Below are 19,736 nucleotides of genomic sequence, written 5' to 3' on the forward strand. Positions count from 1 at the left end.
GCTACCAGTAGAGCAGGCCCTCGGCCACCGAGCCGTAGCCCGCGTGGAGCGCACCGACCAGCAGCACCAGCAACACGCCAAATGTGAGGCTGTCGAGCCGATCCATCAACCCACCATGCCCGGGAATGATGTCGCCGCTATCCTTGATACGGAAATGGCGCTTGATCGCGCTTTCGCTGAGATCGCCAAGCTGGCCCAGAATGCTGATCGTTGCCGACAGGATCAGGCCGATCCACCACGGCGAATCCGTCACGATGACCCAGACCAGCAGCCCTGCCCCCGTGCCCAGCGCCAACCCCCCAAGCGCGCCCGACCAGGTCTTGGACGGCGAAATCGCTGGAGCGAGCTTCTCGCCGCCGATCTGGCGGCCGGTGAAGAAGGCAGCAGAGTCAGTCATCCAGACAACGGTACCGAGATAAACCCCGGCCCAGACGCCCTCGATCGTATCGCCGCGCATTGCCAGGGCGGCGATGATGATCGAGCCATAGATAACCAGCCCGATGACCCGCCAGGGAGCAGCCTCGCCGCGAATACCCACAGCCAGCACGCAGGCCACGGCAATCACCGCGATCGTGCCGAAGGGGCCGAACACCGGATAAACCAGACCAGACAGCGCCACGAGCCCGATCAGCGTCATGCCGCCGGGGGTCAGCGGCGCCCGCGTGACCATGGTTTCCCACTCACGATAGGCGCCGGCAAAAACCGCGCCGACAACCGCGCTGAATACAACGCCGCCAATATAGAGCGCCGTCGCAGTCAGGGCGATCAGCACCACGGCCGATGCGAGACGGGGGCCGAGATCGGACCACATGCGGCGACGATTTGGGGCAGGTTCAGACGGGGGGACGCCCGGATTGTTCAAGATTGCGCTGCCTCGATTCCGCCAAAACGCCTGTCGCGCAGCGAATAGGTCTCGAGCACCTTGATGAATGAGTTTTCATCAAAGTCAGGCCAATATTCGTCGACAAAGACGAACTCGGCATAAGCCGCTTGCCAGAGCAGAAAATTAGAAATGCGTTGTTCACCGCTGGTGCGGATGATCAAATCTGGATCAGGGATACCCGCCGTATAGAGCGCCCCGGCAATGGTTTCCTCGGTAATATCATCGGGCGAAAGCCGGCCGGCCGCAACCTCGCGGGCAATCCGGCGGGTCGCCTCGGCGATCTCGGCCTTTGCGCCATAATTGAACGCAACGACCAGAACCAGCCCAGTATTCTCCGCCGTCTTGGCCTCGGCGTCTTCAATCAGGCGAACCAGGCTGGGCTCCAACCCTTCCCGGTTCCCGATGATCCGCACCTGGACGTTATTGCGGATCAGCCTTTGAAGGTCCGACGCAACAAACCGGCGCAGCAGATTGAAGATAAAGGAAATCTCTTCCTTCGGCCGCGTCCAGTTCTCAGACGAGAAGCTGAACACGGTCAGATAGCCCACACCATAGGTAATGCAGTGCTCGACCAGACCGCGAAGCGATTTCACGCCCTCGATGTGACCTTCGGTGCGGAGTTTGCCGCGGGCTTTCGCCCAGCGGCCATTCCCGTCCATGATCACGCCGAGATGCGTCGGAATGCGCAGGCGCGGACGCTGCGCAATACCGACGGATGTGACTGAATCCATGGACATCTACGCCCTCCTGGCGCAGCGCAGCAGGCTTAGACCTGCATGATTTCCGCTTCTTTGGCAGCGACGACCTGATCGATCTCGGCCACGGCTGCGTCGGTGGCCTTCTGCACCAGGTCAGACTGCACGCGTGCATCGTCCTGGCTCATCTCGCTGTCTTTTTCAGCCTTCTTGAGCAGATCCATGCCGTCACGACGAATATGACGAACAGCCACGCGGGCCGCTTCGGCATAATTGTGGGCAACCTTGGTCAGATCACGGCGACGCTCTTCATTGAGCTCGGGCAGCGGAACACGGATCACCTGCCCCTCCCCCATCGGGTTGAGACCCAGGCCGCTGTCACGAATTGCCTTTTCGACGGCGTTGGCCATCTGACGATCCCAAACCTGCACGCTCAGCATGCGCGGCTCCGGCACGGTCACCGTTGCCAGCTGGCTCAGCGGCATGCGCGAACCATAGGCGTCGACGGTCACTGGCTCAAGCAAGCTGGCACTTGCGCGACCGGTCCGAAGACCAGCAAGTTCATCGCGCAGCGAGGCGATGGACTTCTGCATCCGGGTCTTGAGATCTGCGAGGTTGTAACCAGCCATTGTCTTGTCCTTCTAGGCTATAACTAATTGCCGACGCGGGTGGAGCGGGCGGTTCCCGCCAAGACGCCGGCAAGGCCTTCCGCATCGTCAAGCGCATATACGATTATCGGCATGCTGTTGTCGCGGGCAAGGGCAAATGCTGCCGTATCCATTACACGCAGGTTCTTGCCGATGACTTCGTCATAACTGACGACGTCATAACGGGTGGCATCGGGATGCTGCATCGGATCTGCCGAGTAGACGCCATCGACCTTTGTGCCCTTGAGCACGACGTCGCATTCGAGCTCGATAGCGCGCAGCGTCGATGCCGTGTCGGTGGTGAAAAACGGATTGCCGATGCCGCCGCCGCAAACCACGACATAGCCGTCCTCAAGCGCCAGCTTGGCGTCGCGAGCGGTGAACGTGTCGGCAACCGATGGCATGGAAACGGCGCTGTATGGCTTGCTCTTGACGCCCTGGCGCGAAATTGCGTTGCTGAGAGCGAGGGCGTTGATCATGGTGCCCAGCATGCCCATCATATCGGCGGTCACGCGGTCAGTGCCATCAACCGCGCCGGTCATGCCGCGGAAAATATTACCGCCGCCCACGACGATGGCAATCTCCACACCGCTCATGGCCACGTCGGCGATCTGCTTGGCAACGGCCTGCAGGAAGGGAGGCTCGATGCCGAAGGAATTATCCCCCGCCAGCGCCTCACCCGAAACCTTGAGGAGAATGCGTGAATAGGCAGGCGCCATCGGCAAACCCCTCTTTGAATAAATTGCGGGGTCGCGAATCCGGCGACACCCGGCAGACCCTATGGCAAATCCGCCCTCAAAAGAAGGCGTGGCGCCAATGGAAACGACGTTATGGATGGGTTTTGCGCTCGATCCCGGCAAAAAGAAGACCGCAGGGAGAGCGGCGGACGGGCCCATGGGCCCATCCGCAATCACGTTTAGCGCTTACTTCACGCCGGCAGTAGCGGCGACTTCAGCGGCGAAGTCGGTCTCGGCCTTCTCGATGCCCTCGCCCAGTGCATAACGCACGAAGCGGGTCAGCTTGATCGGAGCGCCAACATCCTTCTCGGCATTCTTGATCGCATCACGGACCTTGGTCTCGCCGTCGATCACGAAAGTCTGCGCGAGCAGCGTGACTTCTTCGAAGTACTTGCGCATGCGGCCATCGACCATCTTCTCGGCGATGTCGGCGGGCTTACCCGATTCCTTCACCTGCTCGAGGATGATGGCGCGCTCGCGGGCAACCACGGCCTGATCCAGGTCTTCCGGATCGATCGACAGTGGGTTGGTCGCTGCAATGTGCATGGCGAGCTGCTTGCCGAGAGCCGACAGCGCAGCCTTGTCACCGGTCGACTCGAGAGCCACCAGGATGCCCATCTTGCCCAGGCCGGACTTGACGGCGTTATGCACGTAGCTTTCCACCACGCCGTCGGTGACCGAAATGGTCTCGGTGCGGCGCAGGTTCATGTTTTCGCCGATCTTGGCGATAGCTTCGGTCAGCTCTGCAGAAACCGAGTGGCCAGAACCAGGGAACGGCATTTCGCCGAGCTTGACCACGTCGCCTTCGGCGTCGAGTGCCAGCTTGGCAATGTTGCCAACAATGCCCTGGAACTGTTCGTTGCGAGCAACGAAGTCGGTTTCCGAGTTCACTTCAACAACCGATGCCTTGGTACCGGCGGTTGCAACACCGACGAGACCTTCAGCAGCAACGCGATCGGCCTTCTTGGCAGCCTTGGCGAGGCCACGGGTGCGCAGCCAGTCGACCGCAGCTTCCATGTCGCCATTGGTTTCGGCCAGTGCCTTCTTGCAGTCCATCATCCCGACGCCAGTCGAGTCGCGGAGCTGCTTGACCATTGCAGCAGTGATTTCCATGGGTTCACCTCTTGGCGGCCCCATTCAAGGGGCCGCATGATTTCAAATCAGAACGAACTAGCTTGCGCTTAGTTGGCGGTTGCTTCGTCGGTCGGCAGGTCTTCAGCCGGAGCGCGCTCAGACGCGCCCAGGTCAGCACCGAGTGCGGACGACGAACGGCCGATGCCGTCGATGGCAGCCTTGGAAACCAGCGAGCAATACAGCTCGAGAGCGCGGCTGGCGTCGTCGTTGCCGGGGATGGCGTAGTCGACGGTGTCCGGATCGCAGTTGGTGTCGACGATAGCGATGACCGGAATACCCAGACGACGGGCTTCCTTGATCGCGTTCGCTTCCTTGTTGGTGTCGATGACGAACAGCAGCGACGGCAGGTTGCCCATGTCCTTGATGCCGCCGAGGTCGCGCTCAAGACGCTCCTGCTCACGGGACATCATCAGGCGCTCTTTCTTGGTGCGCAGGGCGAGGTCGTCTTCGCTCATCGACTCGAGTTCACGCAGGCGCGAGATCGAGTTCGAGATGGTCTGCCAGTTGGTCAGCGTGCCGCCGAGCCAGCGGGAGTTCACGTAGTACTGAGCCGACTGCTTGGCAGCCTCGGCAACCAGTGGAGCGGCCTGGCGCTTGGTGCCGACGAACAGCACGCGGCCACCTTCAGCAACGGTGTCGCTGATCAGCTGCAGGGCGCGGCTCAGGGCCGGAACGGTCTGGCTCAGGTCGAGAATGTGGATGTCGTTGCGAACGCCGAAAATGTGGCGCTCCATCTTTGGGTTCCAGCGGTGCTTCTGGTGGCCGAAGTGGACGCCTGCTTCGAGCAGTTGACGCATAGAGAAATCGGGCAGTGCCATGATGGCTGCTCCTTAGTTTACCGGTTGATGCCTCCACAAAGCATTGCGACGGTCTCCCGCCACCGGATGGCTTTCGATTGCTCGATCCGCCTGCTTCGTGTGTGAAATCGCGCTGACTCGCAGTCAAGCGCACGGGCGATATAGGGCAAGGCGCGCCCAAACGCAAGGCCCGCCAGACCAGGAAACAGGGGCAAAGTCGCCCCTATCCGACACTGTCACCCGTGGACAAGATCCGCGACCCCAGACCACTGCCGCACCGACTGGGCCCAGTAGACCTCATCCTGACCCTATCAAAGGACGAAGTCGTGGCAACCGGGGTTAGCCAGACCCTGCCCTACAGCCAGAGCAGCAGTATCGGCGCCGCTACAATGAGTACTGCCGCGACGATCCAACGGGCTTGCCCCATCGACTGCACATCACTCAGCAGCCAGCGCTTCGCGACGAAATACCCGGCAGCGACGACGACGCTGTAGATGACAGCCCACATCAGCACGTACCAGTTGCCGCCAAAAATGCCGATGGCCAAGCCAAACCCGGTCAGCGCACCCAACACGCCATAGCCGACATCAAACAGCAGCGCCGTTGCGATCGACAGCACACCCAGCAGTCTCGGCGCCAGAATGGCCAGGGCAGCGGTGAACAACCAGATCGCCATGATGGCCTGCAGCACCGAGGAACTGCTCAGCGAGGTGATGATCTCGGTCATCCGCGCTGATGACGAAAGCCCCACCGCCGAGGCCAGAAAATTCAGTATTGCGGCGAGAACGAAGAGAATAAATGCGCAGCCCGCCATCACGGCGAAGCTGCCGCCAATACGCTTCCACTGGATTTGCTGTTCGGACAATTTCGACCCTCCCTGTCCACATGGACAGCGTTCAGTCTAACCGGACGTCAGTCACCCCTTCTAGTGCCTTGATTCCACCGGCCACTTCGGCGGTGATCCGGTAGGTGCCCTGCAGTTCGATCTCGTATTCGCGCGCGCCACCATCGCGTATGACGATGAAATTGACCGAGCCTTCCCCCCCGCGCTTCAGCTGAGCGCTAATGGACGGCAGCGCCTTTACGTCGCCCGCAAAAATCGTCAGCTGCCGCTGGATGGTATCTTCGATGCCGTCGAGCGGCTTGGCCGACAGCAGGCGCAGGCTCACGCCTTCCGCCCGCTCTTCGGCCCCCACCTGCAATACCACGGACCGGCCCGGCTGCAGCAAGGCGCCGAATTCGTTGATCTGCTCGGAGAAGCCGATCATTTCGAACGTCCCGGTCTGATCCGACAGCGTCAGGATCATCATCGGCGTACCCTTCTTGGTCCGCCGGTCCTGCCGCCCGCTGATCGTGCCGGCCAGACGCCCCGCCGATGCCCCGTCTTTCACCGCCCGCTCGAAATCGGCCCAGCGCTGCACGCGCAGCTTTTCGAACAGGTCGGTATAGGCATCGAGTGGATGGGCGGAGAGATGGAACCCGATGGCCGCAAGCTCGCGATCCGCGCGCTCGGCGCTCGTCCAGGCAGGAACACCGGGCGTCAGGCGGATCGGCTCGGGCTCGCCCGCGTCGAACATGTTCCACTGGCCTTCATTGCGCTCGGCCGTCAACGACTGGGCCATGCTCATCACCGCCTCGATAGCGGCAAAGGCCTGCTCACGGCGCGGCACCAGCTCATCAAAGGCACCGGCATTGACCAGCGTTTCCAGCGTACGCTTGGACAGAACCTTGGGGTCAACACGCCGCGCGAAATCCCCCAGATCCTGGAATGGCTTATCGCCGCGAACCTCAACGATATGTTCCGCCATCGACCGGCCCACGCCCTTCACAGCCGAGAGGCCGTAATGGATTTTGTCGTCCTTCACCGAGAACACGACCTCGGAGCGGTTGACGCAAGGCGGCACGACCTCGATGCCCTTCTTGCCGGCCTCGCGACGGAAATCCGACAGCTTGTCGGTCTGCGCCATGTCGAGGGTCATCGACGCGGCGTAGAACTCGTGCGGATAGTGCTTCTTGAGATAGGCCGTCTGATACGACACCCAGGCATAGGCGGCCGCGTGGCTCTTGTTGAAGCCGTAGTTGGCGAACTTGGCCAGCAGGTCGAAGATCGAGTCTGCGAGCTTTTCCTTCACGCCCATCGGCCCGGCGCCATCGCGGAAGCGGATGCGCTGGGCATCCATTTCCGCCTTGATCTTCTTGCCCATGGCGCGGCGCAGCATGTCGGCTTCGCCCAGCGAATAGCCCGAGAGCAGCTGGGCGATCTGCATCACCTGCTCCTGGTAGACGATGATGCCGTAGGTTTCGTCGAGCACCGCGCTCAGCGCGGGGTGGGGATATTCCACCGGCTCGCGCCCATGCTTGCGGTCAATGAAGCTTGGAATATTGTCCATCGGACCAGGCCGATAGAGCGCGTTCATTGCGATCAGGTCTTCGATACGGTCCGGCTTGAGATCCATCAGGGCGCGGCGCATGCCCGCGCTTTCAAACTGGAAGATGCCGTAGGTGTCGCCCTGAGCGTAGAGCTTGTAGGTGTCCGCGTCGTCGATCGGGATCGTATCGATGTCGATCTCGATGCCGCGGTTCCGCACCATGTTGACGGCATACTGGATGGTCGTCAGCGTTTTGAGGCCAAGGAAGTCGAACTTCACCAGGCCCGCCGGCTCAACCCATTTCAGGTTGTATTGCGTCACCGGCATGTCGGAGCGAGGATCGCGATAGAGCGGAATGAGCTCCTGCAGCGGCCGGTCGCCAATCACGATACCGGCGGCGTGGGTCGAAGCGTGGCGGAACAGCCCTTCCAGCGACTTCGAAATCTCGACGAGCTGGCTGACGGTCTCGTCCTCGTCGGCCATCTGCTTGAACTGGGGCACCTCGTTCATGGTGCGCTCGATCGACCATGGATCTGCTGGGTTGGCCGGCACCAGCTTACAGATACGGTCTACCTGCCCATACGGCATCTGCAGCACGCGACCGACGTCGCGCAGCACGGCGCGCGCCTGCAGCGTTCCGAACGTGATGATCTGCGCCACCTGCTCGGAGCCATACTTGTTCTGCACATACTGGATCACCTCTTCACGGCGGTCCTGACAGAAGTCGATGTCAAAGTCGGGCATCGACACGCGTTCCGGGTTGAGGAAGCGTTCGAACAGCAGGTTGTAGCGCAGCGGATCGAGGTCGGTAATCGTGGTCACCCACGCCACCAGCGACCCGGCACCCGAACCACGGCCGGGCCCAATCGGAATGCCCTGCGCCTTACCCCAGCGGATAAAGTCTGCCACGATAAGGAAATAGCCGGGGAACTTCATGCTCTCAATGATTTTGAGCTCGAAGTCGAGGCGGTCGCGATATTCCTGCTCGGTCTTGCCCGGCGCAACGCCATTGGCGGCCAGACGGAGGTCCAGCCCGTCCTCGGCCATCTTGCGGAGCGCTGCCGCTTCCGCCGCAACGGCCGCGTCTTCGCTCACGTCGGACGCAGCGGCAAACTTGGGCAGGATGGGGCCACGCGTACGCGGACGGTAGCTGCAGCGCTGCGCAATCTCGATGGTGGATTCAAGCGCCTCCGGCAGGTCGGAGAACAGCTCCACCATCTCGGCGCGCGTCTTGAAGTAGTACTGGTTGTTGAGCTTGCGCCGCTCGGTCTGGGCAAGCACGGTGCTGCCGGCAATGGCCAGCAGCGCGTCATGCGCCTCATATTCCTTGGCGGATTTGAAATAGGGCTCGTTGGTGGCAACCAGCGGAATGCCCTTGCGATAGGCATAATCGATCAGGCGCGGCTCAACCGCAATTTCCTGCGGGCGCCCATGGCGCTGGATCTCGATATAGAAGCGCTCGCCGAACAGTTCGGCCAGCCGGTCGAGACGCCGGAGGGCGTTGTTGTCCTGCCCCTGCGCGAAGGGCATGTCGATGGCCCCTTCCGGACCACCACTCAGGCAGATCAGGCCCTCAAGCCTTTCGCGGGTCAGCCAGTCGAGCTGCGCGCGGGCGGCACCGCCCTCGCCTTCCAGATAGGCCCGTGACACCACTTGTGACAGGTTGGCGAACCCGACCTCGTTCTGCGCCATCAGCACGACACTGGATTTGCCGGCCCAGGCCACGTGCCCGCGCTCGCTGATGCGCTCTTCGGTGGCGGCAAAGTCGATAGGCAGTTCCACGCCGATCAGCGGCTGGATGCCCTTCTTGCTCGCCTTTTCAGAAAATTCGAGTGCCCCGAACAGGTTACTCGTGTCGGCAAGTCCCAGCGCCGGCTGATTGTCCTCCTTTGCGAGCTTGAGAATGGTTTCAAGCTGGATCGCCCCTTCGAGAAGGGAGAACGCAGAATGGACGTGAAGATGGATAAAGCCGGGACCGCTCATGATGGACCTTTATGACCGGCCCGGAGCAGAGATCATACCGCTTCCGGACCGCAATCCACAGGCAGGGTCACACGAGTCGGGCCAGCACATCCATCCAAGTCAGCGACCCGACGGTGAAGGCGCCCAGCGCGACGATTGCGGCGAAGTCCTGGATGAAAGTGAGCATCTGAATCTCCCGTGTTGCTATAATGTTCTTATACGTTCAGCGTTTGTTCTTGTCCAGTTTGTGACCTATGGGAACAACGGGGATTGGCCCGACTGGTTAGCAAGTCGTTAGGATTTATTAGCGGGACGCTAACCGATTCACCGGGGAACGGCGAAAAACCGGGGCTCTCACCCGCCCCAAATCTGGACAGTTCCAAACGCACTGAAGGGCCGGACTGCGCAAGCCCGGCCCTTCCAGAATTGCCGTTCCAGGCAAATGCCGTCAGTGCGGCGGCGCGACCTTGAGTGCAATCTTGAACGCCAGCGGGGTCACCACCTGGGTAAACAGGAAGGCGATCGGCCAGGCGATGATGAACGATTGCGGCCAATGAGCCAGGAAGTCGGGTCCGGCGGATATGAAACCCATCGTGCCGGACATGCACAGCGCCATCATGAAGGTGATGAGGACCTGGGCGATGAAGGTAGTTTTCTTGGGTAGCAAAGGGAAAGCTCCATCACGGACGGCGTGACGGAGGGTATCTCGCGTCAGCACCATCCTCTGCAAAAACAAAAGGCTGGTGCCGATGGGACGCGAAGGCGCGACGAATCCCGCTTGCTGCGGGGCCGGGATACCAACCGGCTGCTTCTTTTCGGCAGGATGAAGCTAAACGCGCGGCGCGCCCCGCACAATGCGACAAGGTGCATGTCGAAAAACGGCGCCATGCCCGGGTTGCAAACACACAAACCGCTTGCCAAGGTCCGGCGACTCCTACGGACCTCGCCATGACCCCTGCCCCTCATCTCAGCCTCGGATTGCTCCTCACCGCCGCAGCCGGCTTCGCTGACGTCGTTGGCTTTATCGAACTGGGCGGCAGCTACATTTCATTCATGAGCGGCAACACCACGCAGATGGGCGCGGCACTGGCCAGCGGCGCGTGGAGCCTTGCCATCCACGCCGGATCGCTGGTGGGCCTGTTCTTTATTGGCGGCGTTGTGGGAACTTGGGTGTCACTGGTGGCCGGCTATCGCTGGGGCGCCGCCGCGACCACTGCTCTGGTCACTCTATGTTTCGGCCTGACCCTGGTGCTGGCCTACCTTGGCCTGCCGCCGGCAGTATTCATGCTGAGCCTCGCCGCTGGGGCGGGCGCGCAGAATGCCATACTGTTGTCGATCGGCTCGGTTCGCCTCGGCACCACCTTTGTCACTGGCGCCCTGTTTGGCGCCGCGCAGGATCTCGCCAAGGCGTTCCGCCGGGCAGCGCCGCCCTGGCGCTGGGCTCAACACCTGCTGGTCTGGGCCTCACTGATGCTCGGCGCCCTGATCGGCGGGCTCTGCTACGACCGGTTCGGCGTCAACGCACTGATCATCCCGGCCCTGCTCTATCTCTTCTTCCTCGGAGCCTTTGTCGCCCGCAGCCCGGCCAAGGTCCTCGACTAGCGCGACAGGCATCGGGGCCGTTGAAGCCCCCAAACGAAAAGGCCGGGATCACTCCCGGCCTTTCGCTTAGCTCTTGTCGGCTGTTGCCTTGGGCTTCTTCGGCTTGGGCAGCGCCTTCGGCTTGGCCGGCCGCGGGGGAACCGCGATCAGCTCAAGCTTGGCATCCTGGCCTTCGCCAACGACAGCCACGGTCACCGTGCCGCCATTGACCAGCTCGCCGAACAGCACCTGGTCAGCCAGCGGCTTCTTGATGTGTTCCTGGATCACGCGACCAAGCGGGCGCGCGCCCATGCGCTCATCATAGCCGCGTTCGGCCAGCCAGTCGGCGGCCTCCGGCTGCAGCACGATCGTGACACCGCGCTCGGCCAGCTGGCCTTCGAGCTGCAGCACGAACTTCTCGACGACGCGGCGGACAACCTCGCGCGGCAACGGCGCGAAGGAGATGATCGCGTCGAGACGGTTGCGGAATTCCGGCGTGAAGATGCGGTTGATCGCCTCTTCGTCGTCGCCCTGCTCACGCTTGCGGCCAAACCCGATCGGGCTCTTGGCAAGATCCATGGCCCCGGCGTTCGAGGTCATGATCAGGATGACGTTGCGGAAGTCCACCGACTTGCCGTTGTGGTCGGTCAGCTTGCCGTGGTCCATCACCTGCAACAGGATGTTATAGAGGTCCGGATGGGCCTTTTCGATTTCGTCGAGCAGCACCACGCAATGCGGATGCTGATCCACGCCATCGGTGAGCAGGCCGCCCTGGTCAAACCCGACATAGCCCGGGGGGGCACCGATCAGGCGCGACACGGTGTGCCGCTCCATATACTCGGACATGTCGAACCGCAGCAGTTCCACGCCGAGCGTATCGGCGAGCTGCTTGGCGACTTCCGTCTTGCCGACGCCGGTCGGGCCGGTGAACAGGTAGGAGCCGATCGGCTTTTCCGGTTCACGCAGGCCGGCACGCGCCAGCTTGATCGCCGACGACAGCGCCGTAATGGCCGCATCCTGACCGAACACCACCGTCTTGAGGCTCTGCTCGAGGCTGCCCAGCAGTTCAGCATCCGACTTCGACACCGATTTCGGCGGAATGCGCGCAATCGTGGCGATGGTGGCTTCGATATCCTCGACGTCGATCACCTTCTTGCGCTTGTCCTCGGTCACCAGCATCTGGCTGGCCCCCGTCTCGTCGAGCACGTCGATCGCCTTGTCGGGCAGCTTGCGGTCACTGATATACCGCGCGCTCAGCTCCACCGCTGCCTTGAGGGCATCGTCGGTGTACTTGATCTTGTGGAACTCTTCGAAATAGGGGCGCAGGCCCTTCACGATCTCGATGGCATCGGGCACGGACGGCTCGTTGACATCGATCTTCTGGAACCGGCGCACCAAGGCGCGGTCCTTCTCGAAGAACTGGCGATATTCCTTGTAGGTGGTCGAGCCGATGCAGCGGATCGCACCCGAAGCCAGAGCTGGCTTGAGCAGGTTCGAGGCATCAAGCGCACCGCCGGACGTAGCGCCAGCACCGATCATGGTGTGGATTTCGTCGATGAACAGCACCGAGTTCGGGAGCTTCTCAAGCTCCTTCATCACGGCTTTCAGGCGTTCTTCGAAGTCACCGCGATAGCGCGTGCCAGCCAGCAGCGAGCCCATGTCGAGCGAGTAGATCACCGCTTCCTTGAGCACTTCGGGCACTTCGCCTTCGACGATCTTGCGTGCGAGACCTTCCGCGATGGCCGTCTTGCCGACGCCCGCGTCACCCACATAGAGCGGGTTGTTCTTGGAACGGCGGCACAGGATCTGGATGGTGCGGCGCAGCTCAGCATCGCGGCCGATCAGGGGATCGATCTTGCCCAGGCGGGCCCTCTCGTTGAGGTTGATGCAGAAATCGGCCAGCGCCGAGCTCTTCTTGGCCTCGGCCCCGCCTTCGCTGTGGCTTTCCCCGTCGTCGGCACCGCGCACCTTGCGCTCCTCGCTGGGACCCGACTTGGTGATCCCGTGACTGATGAAGTTCACAGCATCCAGCCGGCTCATGTCCTGCTGTTCGAGGAAGTAGGCCGCATGGCTCTCGCGCTCGGCAAAAATGGCCACGAGCACATTGGCACCGGTAACCTCTTCGCGACCGGATGATTGGACATGGATCACCGCGCGCTGAATAACGCGCTGGAACGCCGCCGTGGGGCGGGCATCCTGGCCATTGGCCACAATGAGGCTGTCAAGCTCTTCATTGATGAAGTCTTCGAGATCGCTTTTCAGCGCGTCGATATCGACATCGCAGCCGGTCAGTACGGCGATCGTCTCGCGGTCGTCGGTCAGGGCCAGCAGAAGGTGCTCGAGCGTAGCGAACTCGTGATTGCGCTCACGCGCCAGGTTCATCGCCTGATGCAGAGCCTTTTCAAGTCCGCGTGAAAATGAGGGCATATGATGTTCCTATTGCTTTTCCATCACGCATTGCAGCGGATGCTGATTTTTGCGTGCCGTATCCATGACCCGGGTGACCTTGGTCTCGGCCACTTCGTATGGATATACGCCGCAGTCACCCACCCCCTTTTGGTGAACGTGCAGCATGATCTGCATGGCTTCTTCATGCGACTTGTTGAAGACGTCCTGCAGGACCAGAACGACGAATTCCATCGGCGTGTAGTCGTCGTTTAGCAGCAGCACCCGGTACAGGTTCGGGCGCTTGGTTTTGGGACGCGTCTTGGTGATCGTCCCGGTTTCGGTGCCGCCCTTGCCGTCTCCACCCTTGCCGGGATCGTCCTCCTTGGGTCCGGCAAAGGCAGGCCACTGCCCCGGTCGCATCGCGCCCGGTGCCCCTGCATCAATTGGGAGGAGGTCATTCATAGTCATGGCAAAGTCATCTGTCGCAAAGGAAACGAAGCAGCATGGTGAGGACCATTATGTAGGCAAAGTCCGCGCCTTGTTAAGGGGCATGATGTGCCGAATTCGTGATGGAGGGAATGGGGCCAAATATCCGCCGCGCACCCAAGAGAACTCATAGTGAGACTGTCGAACCACGAGGTCGCGCGAGTGGAGCTAATGCACCCTGCCGCAGGCCAATTCCGGAAGGGCTTCATGATGCCCGCTGATCAGCTCCTCTTTTTTCCGCCTGGACACCCCTTGATCTCGCGCTCGCGCGATGTGGCGGCGACGGGACGACGCGCGGTGACCGGCCTCCCAAGAATCACACCCATCACCCCACCCCGTGACCGCCTTTCCACACCTCCGCCAAAATCGTTCGCATTTTACGGAATGGTAACGGCGAGGGAATAATCTGCCCCGCGACGATGGATAGCCGGCGCCTTGGGGGCACCCGCGGGACATCCAGCAAGTGTGTGTAGTTGCGTACGGGTGCAGAAGCGCCCGAGAGTAAAGTTGGAGTACCGGGTGGCTTCCCAGGCGAAATCCCCATGGCGCGTTGCGTTTGCTCGCGCCGTTGCCGCAGTCCTCGTCGTCTTCGCGGTCAGCGCGCCCACAATTGCGCCAGCGCAGGCCATTGAAAACCTACGCAAATATGCAGGCATCGTGGTCGACGCCAAGTCGGGCAAGGTGCTCTACGAAGAGGCCGCCGACAGCAAGCGCTACCCCGCTTCCGTCGCAAAGGTGATGACGCTCTATGTCCTGTTTCAGGAGCTGAGCGCCGGCAACCTCAAGCTTTCCACCAAGATGACCGTCTCCAAGCATGCTGCTGCGGCCGTGCCGACCAAGCTCGGCCTGCGCGCTGGTGCGACCATTACGGTCGAAGACGCCATCAAGTCGCTGGTGACCCTGTCGGCCAACGACATGGCCCGCGTCATCGCCGAGCACATCTCAGGCTCCGAGACCAAGTTCGCCGAGCGCATGACCGCAACCGCCCGTGCCCTTGGCATGCGCAACACTACCTACCGCAACGCTTCGGGCCTGCCCGATGGCGGCCAGCTGACCACGGCACGCGACCAGGCCATCCTGGGCATCGCCGTCTATCAGCATTTCCCGGATTACTACGAGTTCTTCCAGACCCGCAGCTTCAGCTACGGCAAGAAGACCTACGGCAACCACAACCGCGTGCTCGGCTACATGGGCGCCGTCGACGGCATCAAGACCGGCTACATCAATGCTGCCGGTTCCAACCTGCTGACCGCCGCCCGCAAGGACAACCGCCACATCGTCATCGTCGCCTTCGGCTTCAACACCGCCGGTGCGCGTGACGAGAAGGTCCGTCAGCTCGTCGCCAACTACCTGCCCAAGGGCCGCCAGGGCAATTATCTGCAGACCGCCATGATCCCGGTTCCGGGCCGCCAGGGCAGCGCCAACGTGCAGGTTGCCGTTGCCCAGCCGACCCAGCCGGTCTTCGTCATGCCGATGCCGGTGCCCGGCTTCCGCTTGGCCCAGCTAGTCGCCGCCAACGGTGCCCAGCCCCAGCCAGCCGCGATCCAGCCGATGCCCGAAGTGGTTGTGGCATCCGTTGCGCCGGTTCCGGCCAGTGCGCCGGCCGATCTGGGCCTGCAGCCCGCCGTTCAGGCCGCCAACATTCTCGCAGCGCCAAGCCAGGCGCCACAGCCCGCCTATCCGAGCCAGGACATTATCGGCGCATGGCTGAGCGAAAGCTACAACCTCGGCGCGCCGCCGGCCGCCCTCGGCCAGACCGTGCCCTCCGCTCCGCTTGGCTATGAGCCCCCGGCTCAGGGCAACAATGCCAGCCAGCCTGTCGACCTGCTGACCTCGGGCAGCGTTCAGACCGCCGAAGCCGTCCCCGGCGGCTGGGTGGTGCAGATCGGCGCCGGCCCTTCGGAAGACAGCGCCCGTGCCATGCTTTCCGATGCTGCCGGCAAGGTCGGCAACCTCGGCGACTTCCGCTCCTATGTGGAGCGCTTCGAAAAGAACGGTCAGACCTTCTTCCGCGCCCGCTTTGTCGGTTTCGGTGGCCGTGATGATGCGACGGCAATGTGCAACCAGCTCAAGCAGCAGAACCTGAATTGCCTGGCGATGCAGAGCTGATCGCAAGCCGATCGAACGAACAACGCGCCGGAGCACCCTGCCCCGGCACTCCCAGCAAATTGGCGCCTGTGTTTGGAGTAGCCCAATGAGCGAGAATACTGCCCTGTCGGAACTGGCCAATTTCATCGGCCGCTCGAGCCTAGCCTCCGAGGATATGGCTGTACGCAACCGTGCCCTGGCGGGCATCACTCAGCGCATGCTGCCGCGCAAGCGCGGCGTCGGCGACCTGCTGGGCGTCGTTCTGGCCCTGTCGTCGCGCACCCGCCGCATGGTGCAGGAGCCAGTCAGTATCGATATCGACGTGTTTGCCCCCGGTGGCGCGCGCGCCATCCGCATGAGCTTCGGCAAGCGCTGAGCAACCGTGTCGAATGTGATGAATTGCCGGGCCCAGCCCGGCAATAACGCCTAGGCCGAGAGCAGAACTGCTTCCGGCAGCCGCTCAGGCAGCGGCAAATTCAACGCAGAGACCAGGTTGCGATATTCTTGGCGCGCGCTGACATGGGACACCGAAACGCTCTCGGACCCGCCATCTTCTTCCAGTGGATCAAACACCGTCATGCCCGACGCGAATAGCGAACGGAAAATGACGCGTTCGGCGATGCCATCGGCCATGCGGCAACCAAAGCGCGTGGCGATGCTCTCCAGCGTCGTGAGCACCTGCCGCGAATTTCGCGAGGCCAGCATCGAGATGCGGTTGCGCACCAGCACCCAGTCGATGCTCTCGCCATCGAGCGACATCCGCTCGGAGCGGGCGCGCTGAACCAGCCGGGCATAGTGGCTGGTTTCGATCGGCTGGCCCGTTTCCGGGTCCGTCCGCGCCAGCACGTTGATATCGATCAGGCTGTCATTGACCGGGGTCACCAGCGTATCGGCCAAAGAATGGGCGAGGCGCGTCAGATTGGTGTCGAAGCCCGGCGTATCGATGATCAGGAAGTCGACCTTGTCCTCGACCTCCCCCACCGCGCGGCGGAACACGTCGAACTCGGCCTGATGGTTCTCCTTCACGGAGTCGCCCCATGCCGATGGCAGGTGATAGTGCAGCGGGTTCGGCAGATCGCGGCCGGTCTCGCGGCAATGGCTACGCCGATTGCGCACATAGTGGGTCAGCGTCTGCTGGCGGCTGTCCACGTCGATGGTGGCCACCTTGTGGCCCGCATAGAGCAGATAGACGGCCAGATGAAAGGCAGTGGTCGATTTGCCCGACCCGCCCTTCTCGTTACCCACCACAATCACATGCGCACCGCATCGCGCCATGGTCGCCCTAACTCAAATCAAAGCATCACTCTGGGTGCTACCAACAGCGACCATGGTTAATGGGGCGTTAATTTCAAAGCGATGACCGCCTCACCCCGGCACACTGCCTAGCCACGCAACAGGCGATCGCGAGCCTCATTGATTTTGGACGCGAGATAGCTCGAACCGCCATGATCCGGGTGAACCGCCTTCATGAGCTCGCGATGCGCCGCGCGGATTTCCTCGTCACTGGCGCCCGGCTTCAGCCCCAGCACGTCATAGGCCTCCGCCATGGGGTCCGACTTGGCTTCTGCATGAGAAGAGTTCTCCCCAGCTGTCTCTGCAAAATACTCGCGCCACCCCGCCCGATTGGCATCCAGCCAGCTCTCGAGCAGGCTCAGACTGTCCGAATCGCCCTCGACCTCGGCGATCAGCAGCCTTGTCTCGGCTTCACCCAGATCCATCAGGTCCGCGCCCGAAAACTGCCCGCCCAGCACCCTGCCCGTCACCGCGCCGGTATCGTGATCAAGCTCCATCGCGAAATAGAGACTTTTGACGCGGGACACATTGCCCTCGTCGCGTTCCTTGGCCTCGAAGCTGAATGGCCCCAGCCGCCCCGTGCGCAGCACCGTGAAGGCCATCGCACCGATGAAGATGGCGATATCGATGCGCCGCGCCAGCAGCATCAGCACGGCGATCAGCGCCGCCGCGCCGCCAACGATCCAGCGCAGGCCACGCATCATCCGTCCACGCGGCAGCTTGCTCAGATATTGATAGGCCGCCAGCCCCGCCAGCAGCACCACACCGCCAATGAAGAAATAGGTCATCGCGGCAACTGGGCGAGCAGAGCCTGCGCCTGCCCGCTGCCTTGCAGCTTGAGCAGGTCCTTGCCGCCACTGGCATAGGCCGCCACCGCCTTGAGCAGTGCCGCCAGCTCCTGCGGTGCCGACGCGTCGAACCGGGCGTAGGCGCCCTTGGTCAGCCGCGCAAAATCGCGGAACGCCGCCTCGACACGGCCATCGCGCCCCTCCTGGAACACGAACATCGGGCATCCCAGCAAACCGAGCTGCCCGGCCCGTTCGGCCAGGTCATCCACATTCTCTTCTATGGCGTCCCCCACATAGACCACGGCATTGACCCGCCGCTTCGCCTGTTCTGCCCGCGCATGCGCGAAAACCTTGGCAATCTGCGTATTGCCGCCCCGGCAGTCGATACCCGACATCACCCTGGCCAGGCTATCGGCATTGCTCATCCACTTGGATGCCTTGCACTCGCCAAAGCCACGGAAATACAGCAGCTGCACCTGCAGCGCGCTTTCCTTGGGAATGGCCTTGAACATCTCGGCCTGCAGCGACACGCCAGGTCCCAGGTGGGCTGGCGGCTCATGGTGGCATCGAGCGCAAACAGCAGCCGACCGTCCTCGGCCGCATTCGGCCGGGCCATGGTGCCGACCTTCTTGACGAAGGCAGCAACATCACCGCTCACGGCGCCTTGCCGCGCCGCGGGATTCTTCGGTGGGACGCTCGGTGGTTTGTCAGCCATGGGACCAATATGTGACCCGGCGAGCCCGCCCGCAAGCCCGCTCTGACCATGGCCTGCAGACGTGATTTTGTTAGATCAGCCCGAGTTTGGCCAGGTCTGCCGCCAAAGCCAGGGAGTCGGCATTTTCATTGGCCCCGAGATCAGGCGGCGCATCCTCGGGACGCAGGTAGCGCCAGCCCTGGAACGGGCGCTTGGGATAGGGCACGGTGCGCACCATGTCGGGCGACATGATGATGTCGCAATAGTCGATCCCCTCGGCATTGGTATAGCGCGCCAGCCGGATGATCGGCTGCCGTGCCACGATCTGCCCGGCGATGACCCAGTAGATCGAGGCCTTGCCTTCCATCTCGTCGCCACGCTTGGGCATCATGCGGGTGCGGTGCACATGCACGTCTTCGCCGTAATCGGCACCCCACCAATGGGCGCGTTCGTTGCGATAGCTCTCCAGCTCGGCGAGGCTCGACACCCCGACGCAGAGCTTGACCATATGGATCATACCAGTGTCCCGGGCTTTACCCGCCCCTGCATCACATCAATCTCGTCGTCATCGACGATCCACGGCTCGCGCAGCGCCAGCGCCAGCCATTCCTGAAACGCGGGAAGGCTGTAGATGGCTTCAATATATCCCATCGCCACGTCTGACACCGGCAGCGCATAGGTGCGGATACGGGTCGCCACAGGCGCGAACATCGCGTCGGCGGCAGTGAATGCGCCAAACAGGAATGGCCCGCCGGAACGGCCCAGCAGCTCGCCCCAGATGGTCTCCAGCCGATGCAGGTCGCGCGCTACGGCGTCGACGCTGACCTTGCCGGGATGCGACGCCCGCAGGTTCATCGGGGCATTGGAGCGCAGGGCGCCGAATGCCGAGTGCATTTCGGCCGAAGCCGCCCGCGCCCGGGCGCGCTGGCCCAGTTCCTGCGGCCAGATCGCCTTGTCGGGATGCTTGTCGGCCAGATATTCGATAATGGCGATGGTTTCGGGGACCACCAGCTCGCCATCGATCAAAACCGGCACCTTGCCCGTCGGCGAACGCTGTTCCAGCGCTTCGCGCCAGCCTTCACCCGATAGCAGCAGAACCTCATCCTCGAATGCGATGTCAAAGTGCTTCAGCACCAGCCATGGCCGCATGGACCAGGTCGAATAGTTGCGATTACCGATCAGAAGTTTCAACGC

18 protein-coding genes and 1 pseudogene are annotated in these 19,736 nt (G+C 62.3%); 3 read left to right on the forward strand and 16 right to left on the reverse strand.

Annotation, left to right across the window (positions count from 1 at the left end):
* Position 1: 1 nt before the first annotated feature.
* The 9 genes from ACZ5WT_RS16540 to ACZ5WT_RS16580 all read right to left on the reverse strand — a co-directional run bounded on the left by ACZ5WT_RS16540 (position 2) and on the right by ACZ5WT_RS16580 (position 9,891).
* Positions 2-811 carry a phosphatidate cytidylyltransferase gene (locus ACZ5WT_RS16540; protein ID WP_464284866.1) on the reverse strand — a complete coding sequence of 270 codons (810 nt, stop codon included), beginning with the start codon at positions 809-811 and terminating at the stop codon, positions 2-4.
* A 47-nt stretch (positions 812-858) separates the two neighbouring features.
* Positions 859-1,590, reverse strand: coding sequence for an isoprenyl transferase (locus ACZ5WT_RS16545; protein WP_464287231.1), 732 nt, complete (start codon positions 1,588-1,590; stop codon positions 859-861).
* A gap of 59 nt (positions 1,591-1,649) precedes the next feature.
* Entirely contained in the window at positions 1,650-2,207 is a 558-nt protein-coding gene (gene frr, locus ACZ5WT_RS16550) for a ribosome recycling factor (RefSeq protein WP_464284867.1), read from the reverse strand.
* A 23-nt stretch (positions 2,208-2,230) separates the two neighbouring features.
* The gene (gene pyrH, locus ACZ5WT_RS16555; RefSeq protein ID WP_464284868.1) at positions 2,231-2,944 is read right to left on the reverse strand and encodes a UMP kinase; all 714 of its coding nucleotides are present in this window, start codon (positions 2,942-2,944) and stop codon (positions 2,231-2,233) included.
* Positions 2,945-3,148: 204 nt separating this feature from the next.
* On the reverse strand, positions 3,149-4,075 hold the full coding sequence (tsf, locus tag ACZ5WT_RS16560) for a translation elongation factor Ts (protein WP_464284869.1): 927 nt from the start codon (positions 4,073-4,075) through the stop codon (positions 3,149-3,151).
* 68 nt (positions 4,076-4,143) lie between these two features.
* The gene (rpsB, locus tag ACZ5WT_RS16565) at positions 4,144-4,914 is read right to left on the reverse strand and encodes a 30S ribosomal protein S2 (protein WP_464284870.1); all 771 of its coding nucleotides are present in this window, start codon (positions 4,912-4,914) and stop codon (positions 4,144-4,146) included.
* 334 nt (positions 4,915-5,248) lie between these two features.
* Positions 5,249-5,758 (reverse strand): hypothetical protein, encoded by a 510-nt coding sequence (locus ACZ5WT_RS16570; RefSeq protein ID WP_464284871.1) that lies wholly within the window; start codon positions 5,756-5,758, stop codon positions 5,249-5,251.
* Positions 5,759-5,789: 31 nt separating this feature from the next.
* Positions 5,790-9,245, reverse strand: a complete 3,456-nt coding sequence (gene dnaE / locus ACZ5WT_RS16575; RefSeq protein WP_464284872.1) for a DNA polymerase III subunit alpha — start codon at positions 9,243-9,245, stop codon at positions 5,790-5,792.
* A gap of 427 nt (positions 9,246-9,672) precedes the next feature.
* The gene (locus ACZ5WT_RS16580) at positions 9,673-9,891 is read right to left on the reverse strand and encodes a DUF2798 domain-containing protein (protein WP_464284873.1); all 219 of its coding nucleotides are present in this window, start codon (positions 9,889-9,891) and stop codon (positions 9,673-9,675) included.
* A 281-nt stretch (positions 9,892-10,172) separates the two neighbouring features.
* Here ACZ5WT_RS16580 and ACZ5WT_RS16585 point away from each other — a divergent pair, with 281 nt between their 5' ends.
* Positions 10,173-10,826: a YoaK family protein gene (locus tag ACZ5WT_RS16585; RefSeq protein WP_464284874.1), complete on the forward strand. Its 654-nt coding sequence runs from the start codon at positions 10,173-10,175 to the stop codon at positions 10,824-10,826.
* A gap of 66 nt (positions 10,827-10,892) precedes the next feature.
* Here ACZ5WT_RS16585 and clpA read toward each other — a convergent pair whose 3' ends face one another.
* Complete coding sequence (clpA, locus tag ACZ5WT_RS16590) at positions 10,893-13,232, reverse strand: ATP-dependent Clp protease ATP-binding subunit ClpA (RefSeq protein ID WP_464284875.1); 2,340 nt, start codon at positions 13,230-13,232, stop codon at positions 10,893-10,895.
* 9 nt (positions 13,233-13,241) lie between these two features.
* Positions 13,242-13,661, reverse strand: a complete 420-nt coding sequence (gene clpS / locus ACZ5WT_RS16595) for an ATP-dependent Clp protease adapter ClpS (RefSeq protein ID WP_464284876.1) — start codon at positions 13,659-13,661, stop codon at positions 13,242-13,244.
* Positions 13,662-14,198: 537 nt separating this feature from the next.
* Between clpS and ACZ5WT_RS16600 the strand changes: the two genes are divergently transcribed.
* Positions 14,199-15,788: a serine hydrolase gene (locus tag ACZ5WT_RS16600; protein ID WP_464284877.1), complete on the forward strand. Its 1,590-nt coding sequence runs from the start codon at positions 14,199-14,201 to the stop codon at positions 15,786-15,788.
* An 85-nt stretch (positions 15,789-15,873) separates the two neighbouring features.
* Positions 15,874-16,143, forward strand: a complete 270-nt coding sequence (locus ACZ5WT_RS16605) for a hypothetical protein (RefSeq protein WP_464284878.1) — start codon at positions 15,874-15,876, stop codon at positions 16,141-16,143.
* Between the two features lie 50 nt (positions 16,144-16,193).
* Here ACZ5WT_RS16605 and ACZ5WT_RS16610 read toward each other — a convergent pair whose 3' ends face one another.
* From ACZ5WT_RS16610 to ACZ5WT_RS16630, 5 genes and pseudogenes are all read right to left on the reverse strand, one after another.
* On the reverse strand, positions 16,194-17,042 hold the full coding sequence (locus ACZ5WT_RS16610) for a division plane positioning ATPase MipZ (protein WP_464284879.1): 849 nt from the start codon (positions 17,040-17,042) through the stop codon (positions 16,194-16,196).
* Positions 17,043-17,149: 107 nt separating this feature from the next.
* The gene (locus ACZ5WT_RS16615) at positions 17,150-17,848 is read right to left on the reverse strand and encodes a DnaJ domain-containing protein (RefSeq protein ID WP_464284880.1); all 699 of its coding nucleotides are present in this window, start codon (positions 17,846-17,848) and stop codon (positions 17,150-17,152) included.
* A pseudogene (locus ACZ5WT_RS16620) lies at positions 17,845-18,563 on the reverse strand (VWA domain-containing protein). The gene ACZ5WT_RS16615 and the pseudogene ACZ5WT_RS16620 overlap by 4 nt, the downstream one beginning before the upstream one ends.
* A 70-nt stretch (positions 18,564-18,633) precedes the next feature.
* Positions 18,634-19,059 carry a DUF1489 family protein gene (locus ACZ5WT_RS16625; RefSeq protein ID WP_464284881.1) on the reverse strand — a complete coding sequence of 142 codons (426 nt, stop codon included), beginning with the start codon at positions 19,057-19,059 and terminating at the stop codon, positions 18,634-18,636.
* Positions 19,056-19,733 carry a glutathione S-transferase N-terminal domain-containing protein gene (locus ACZ5WT_RS16630; RefSeq protein WP_464284882.1) on the reverse strand — a complete coding sequence of 226 codons (678 nt, stop codon included), beginning with the start codon at positions 19,731-19,733 and terminating at the stop codon, positions 19,056-19,058. Before ACZ5WT_RS16630 ends, ACZ5WT_RS16625 begins: the two co-directional genes overlap by 4 nt.
* Positions 19,734-19,736: the final 3 nt, after the last annotated feature.

The organism is Devosia sp. T2-14 (genome assembly GCF_055397495.1).

Bases quoted from the DNA above. Each gene is read 5' to 3' on its own strand.
- frr (WP_464284867.1), bottom strand. From the start codon at position 2,207: ATGGCTGGTTACAACCTCGCAGATCTCAAGACCCGGATGCAGAAGTCC.
- rpsB (WP_464284870.1), bottom strand. From the start codon at position 4,914: ATGGCACTGCCCGATTTCTCTATGCGTCAACTGCTCGAAGCAGGCGTC.
- dnaE (WP_464284872.1), bottom strand. From the start codon at position 9,245: ATGAGCGGTCCCGGCTTTATCCATCTTCACGTCCATTCTGCGTTCTCC.
- tsf (WP_464284869.1), bottom strand. From the start codon at position 4,075: ATGGAAATCACTGCTGCAATGGTCAAGCAGCTCCGCGACTCGACTGGC.
- ACZ5WT_RS16540 (WP_464284866.1), bottom strand. From the start codon at position 811: ATGTGGTCCGATCTCGGCCCCCGTCTCGCATCGGCCGTGGTGCTGATC.
- clpA (WP_464284875.1), bottom strand. From the start codon at position 13,232: ATGCCCTCATTTTCACGCGGACTTGAAAAGGCTCTGCATCAGGCGATG.
- clpS (WP_464284876.1), bottom strand. From the start codon at position 13,661: ATGACTATGAATGACCTCCTCCCAATTGATGCAGGGGCACCGGGCGCG.
- ACZ5WT_RS16605 (WP_464284878.1), top strand. From the start codon at position 15,874: ATGAGCGAGAATACTGCCCTGTCGGAACTGGCCAATTTCATCGGCCGC.
- ACZ5WT_RS16625 (WP_464284881.1), bottom strand. From the start codon at position 19,059: ATGATCCATATGGTCAAGCTCTGCGTCGGGGTGTCGAGCCTCGCCGAG.
- ACZ5WT_RS16585 (WP_464284874.1), top strand. From the start codon at position 10,173: ATGACCCCTGCCCCTCATCTCAGCCTCGGATTGCTCCTCACCGCCGCA.
- pyrH (WP_464284868.1), bottom strand. From the start codon at position 2,944: ATGGCGCCTGCCTATTCACGCATTCTCCTCAAGGTTTCGGGTGAGGCG.
- ACZ5WT_RS16610 (WP_464284879.1), bottom strand. From the start codon at position 17,042: ATGGCGCGATGCGGTGCGCATGTGATTGTGGTGGGTAACGAGAAGGGC.
- ACZ5WT_RS16615 (WP_464284880.1), bottom strand. From the start codon at position 17,848: ATGACCTATTTCTTCATTGGCGGTGTGGTGCTGCTGGCGGGGCTGGCG.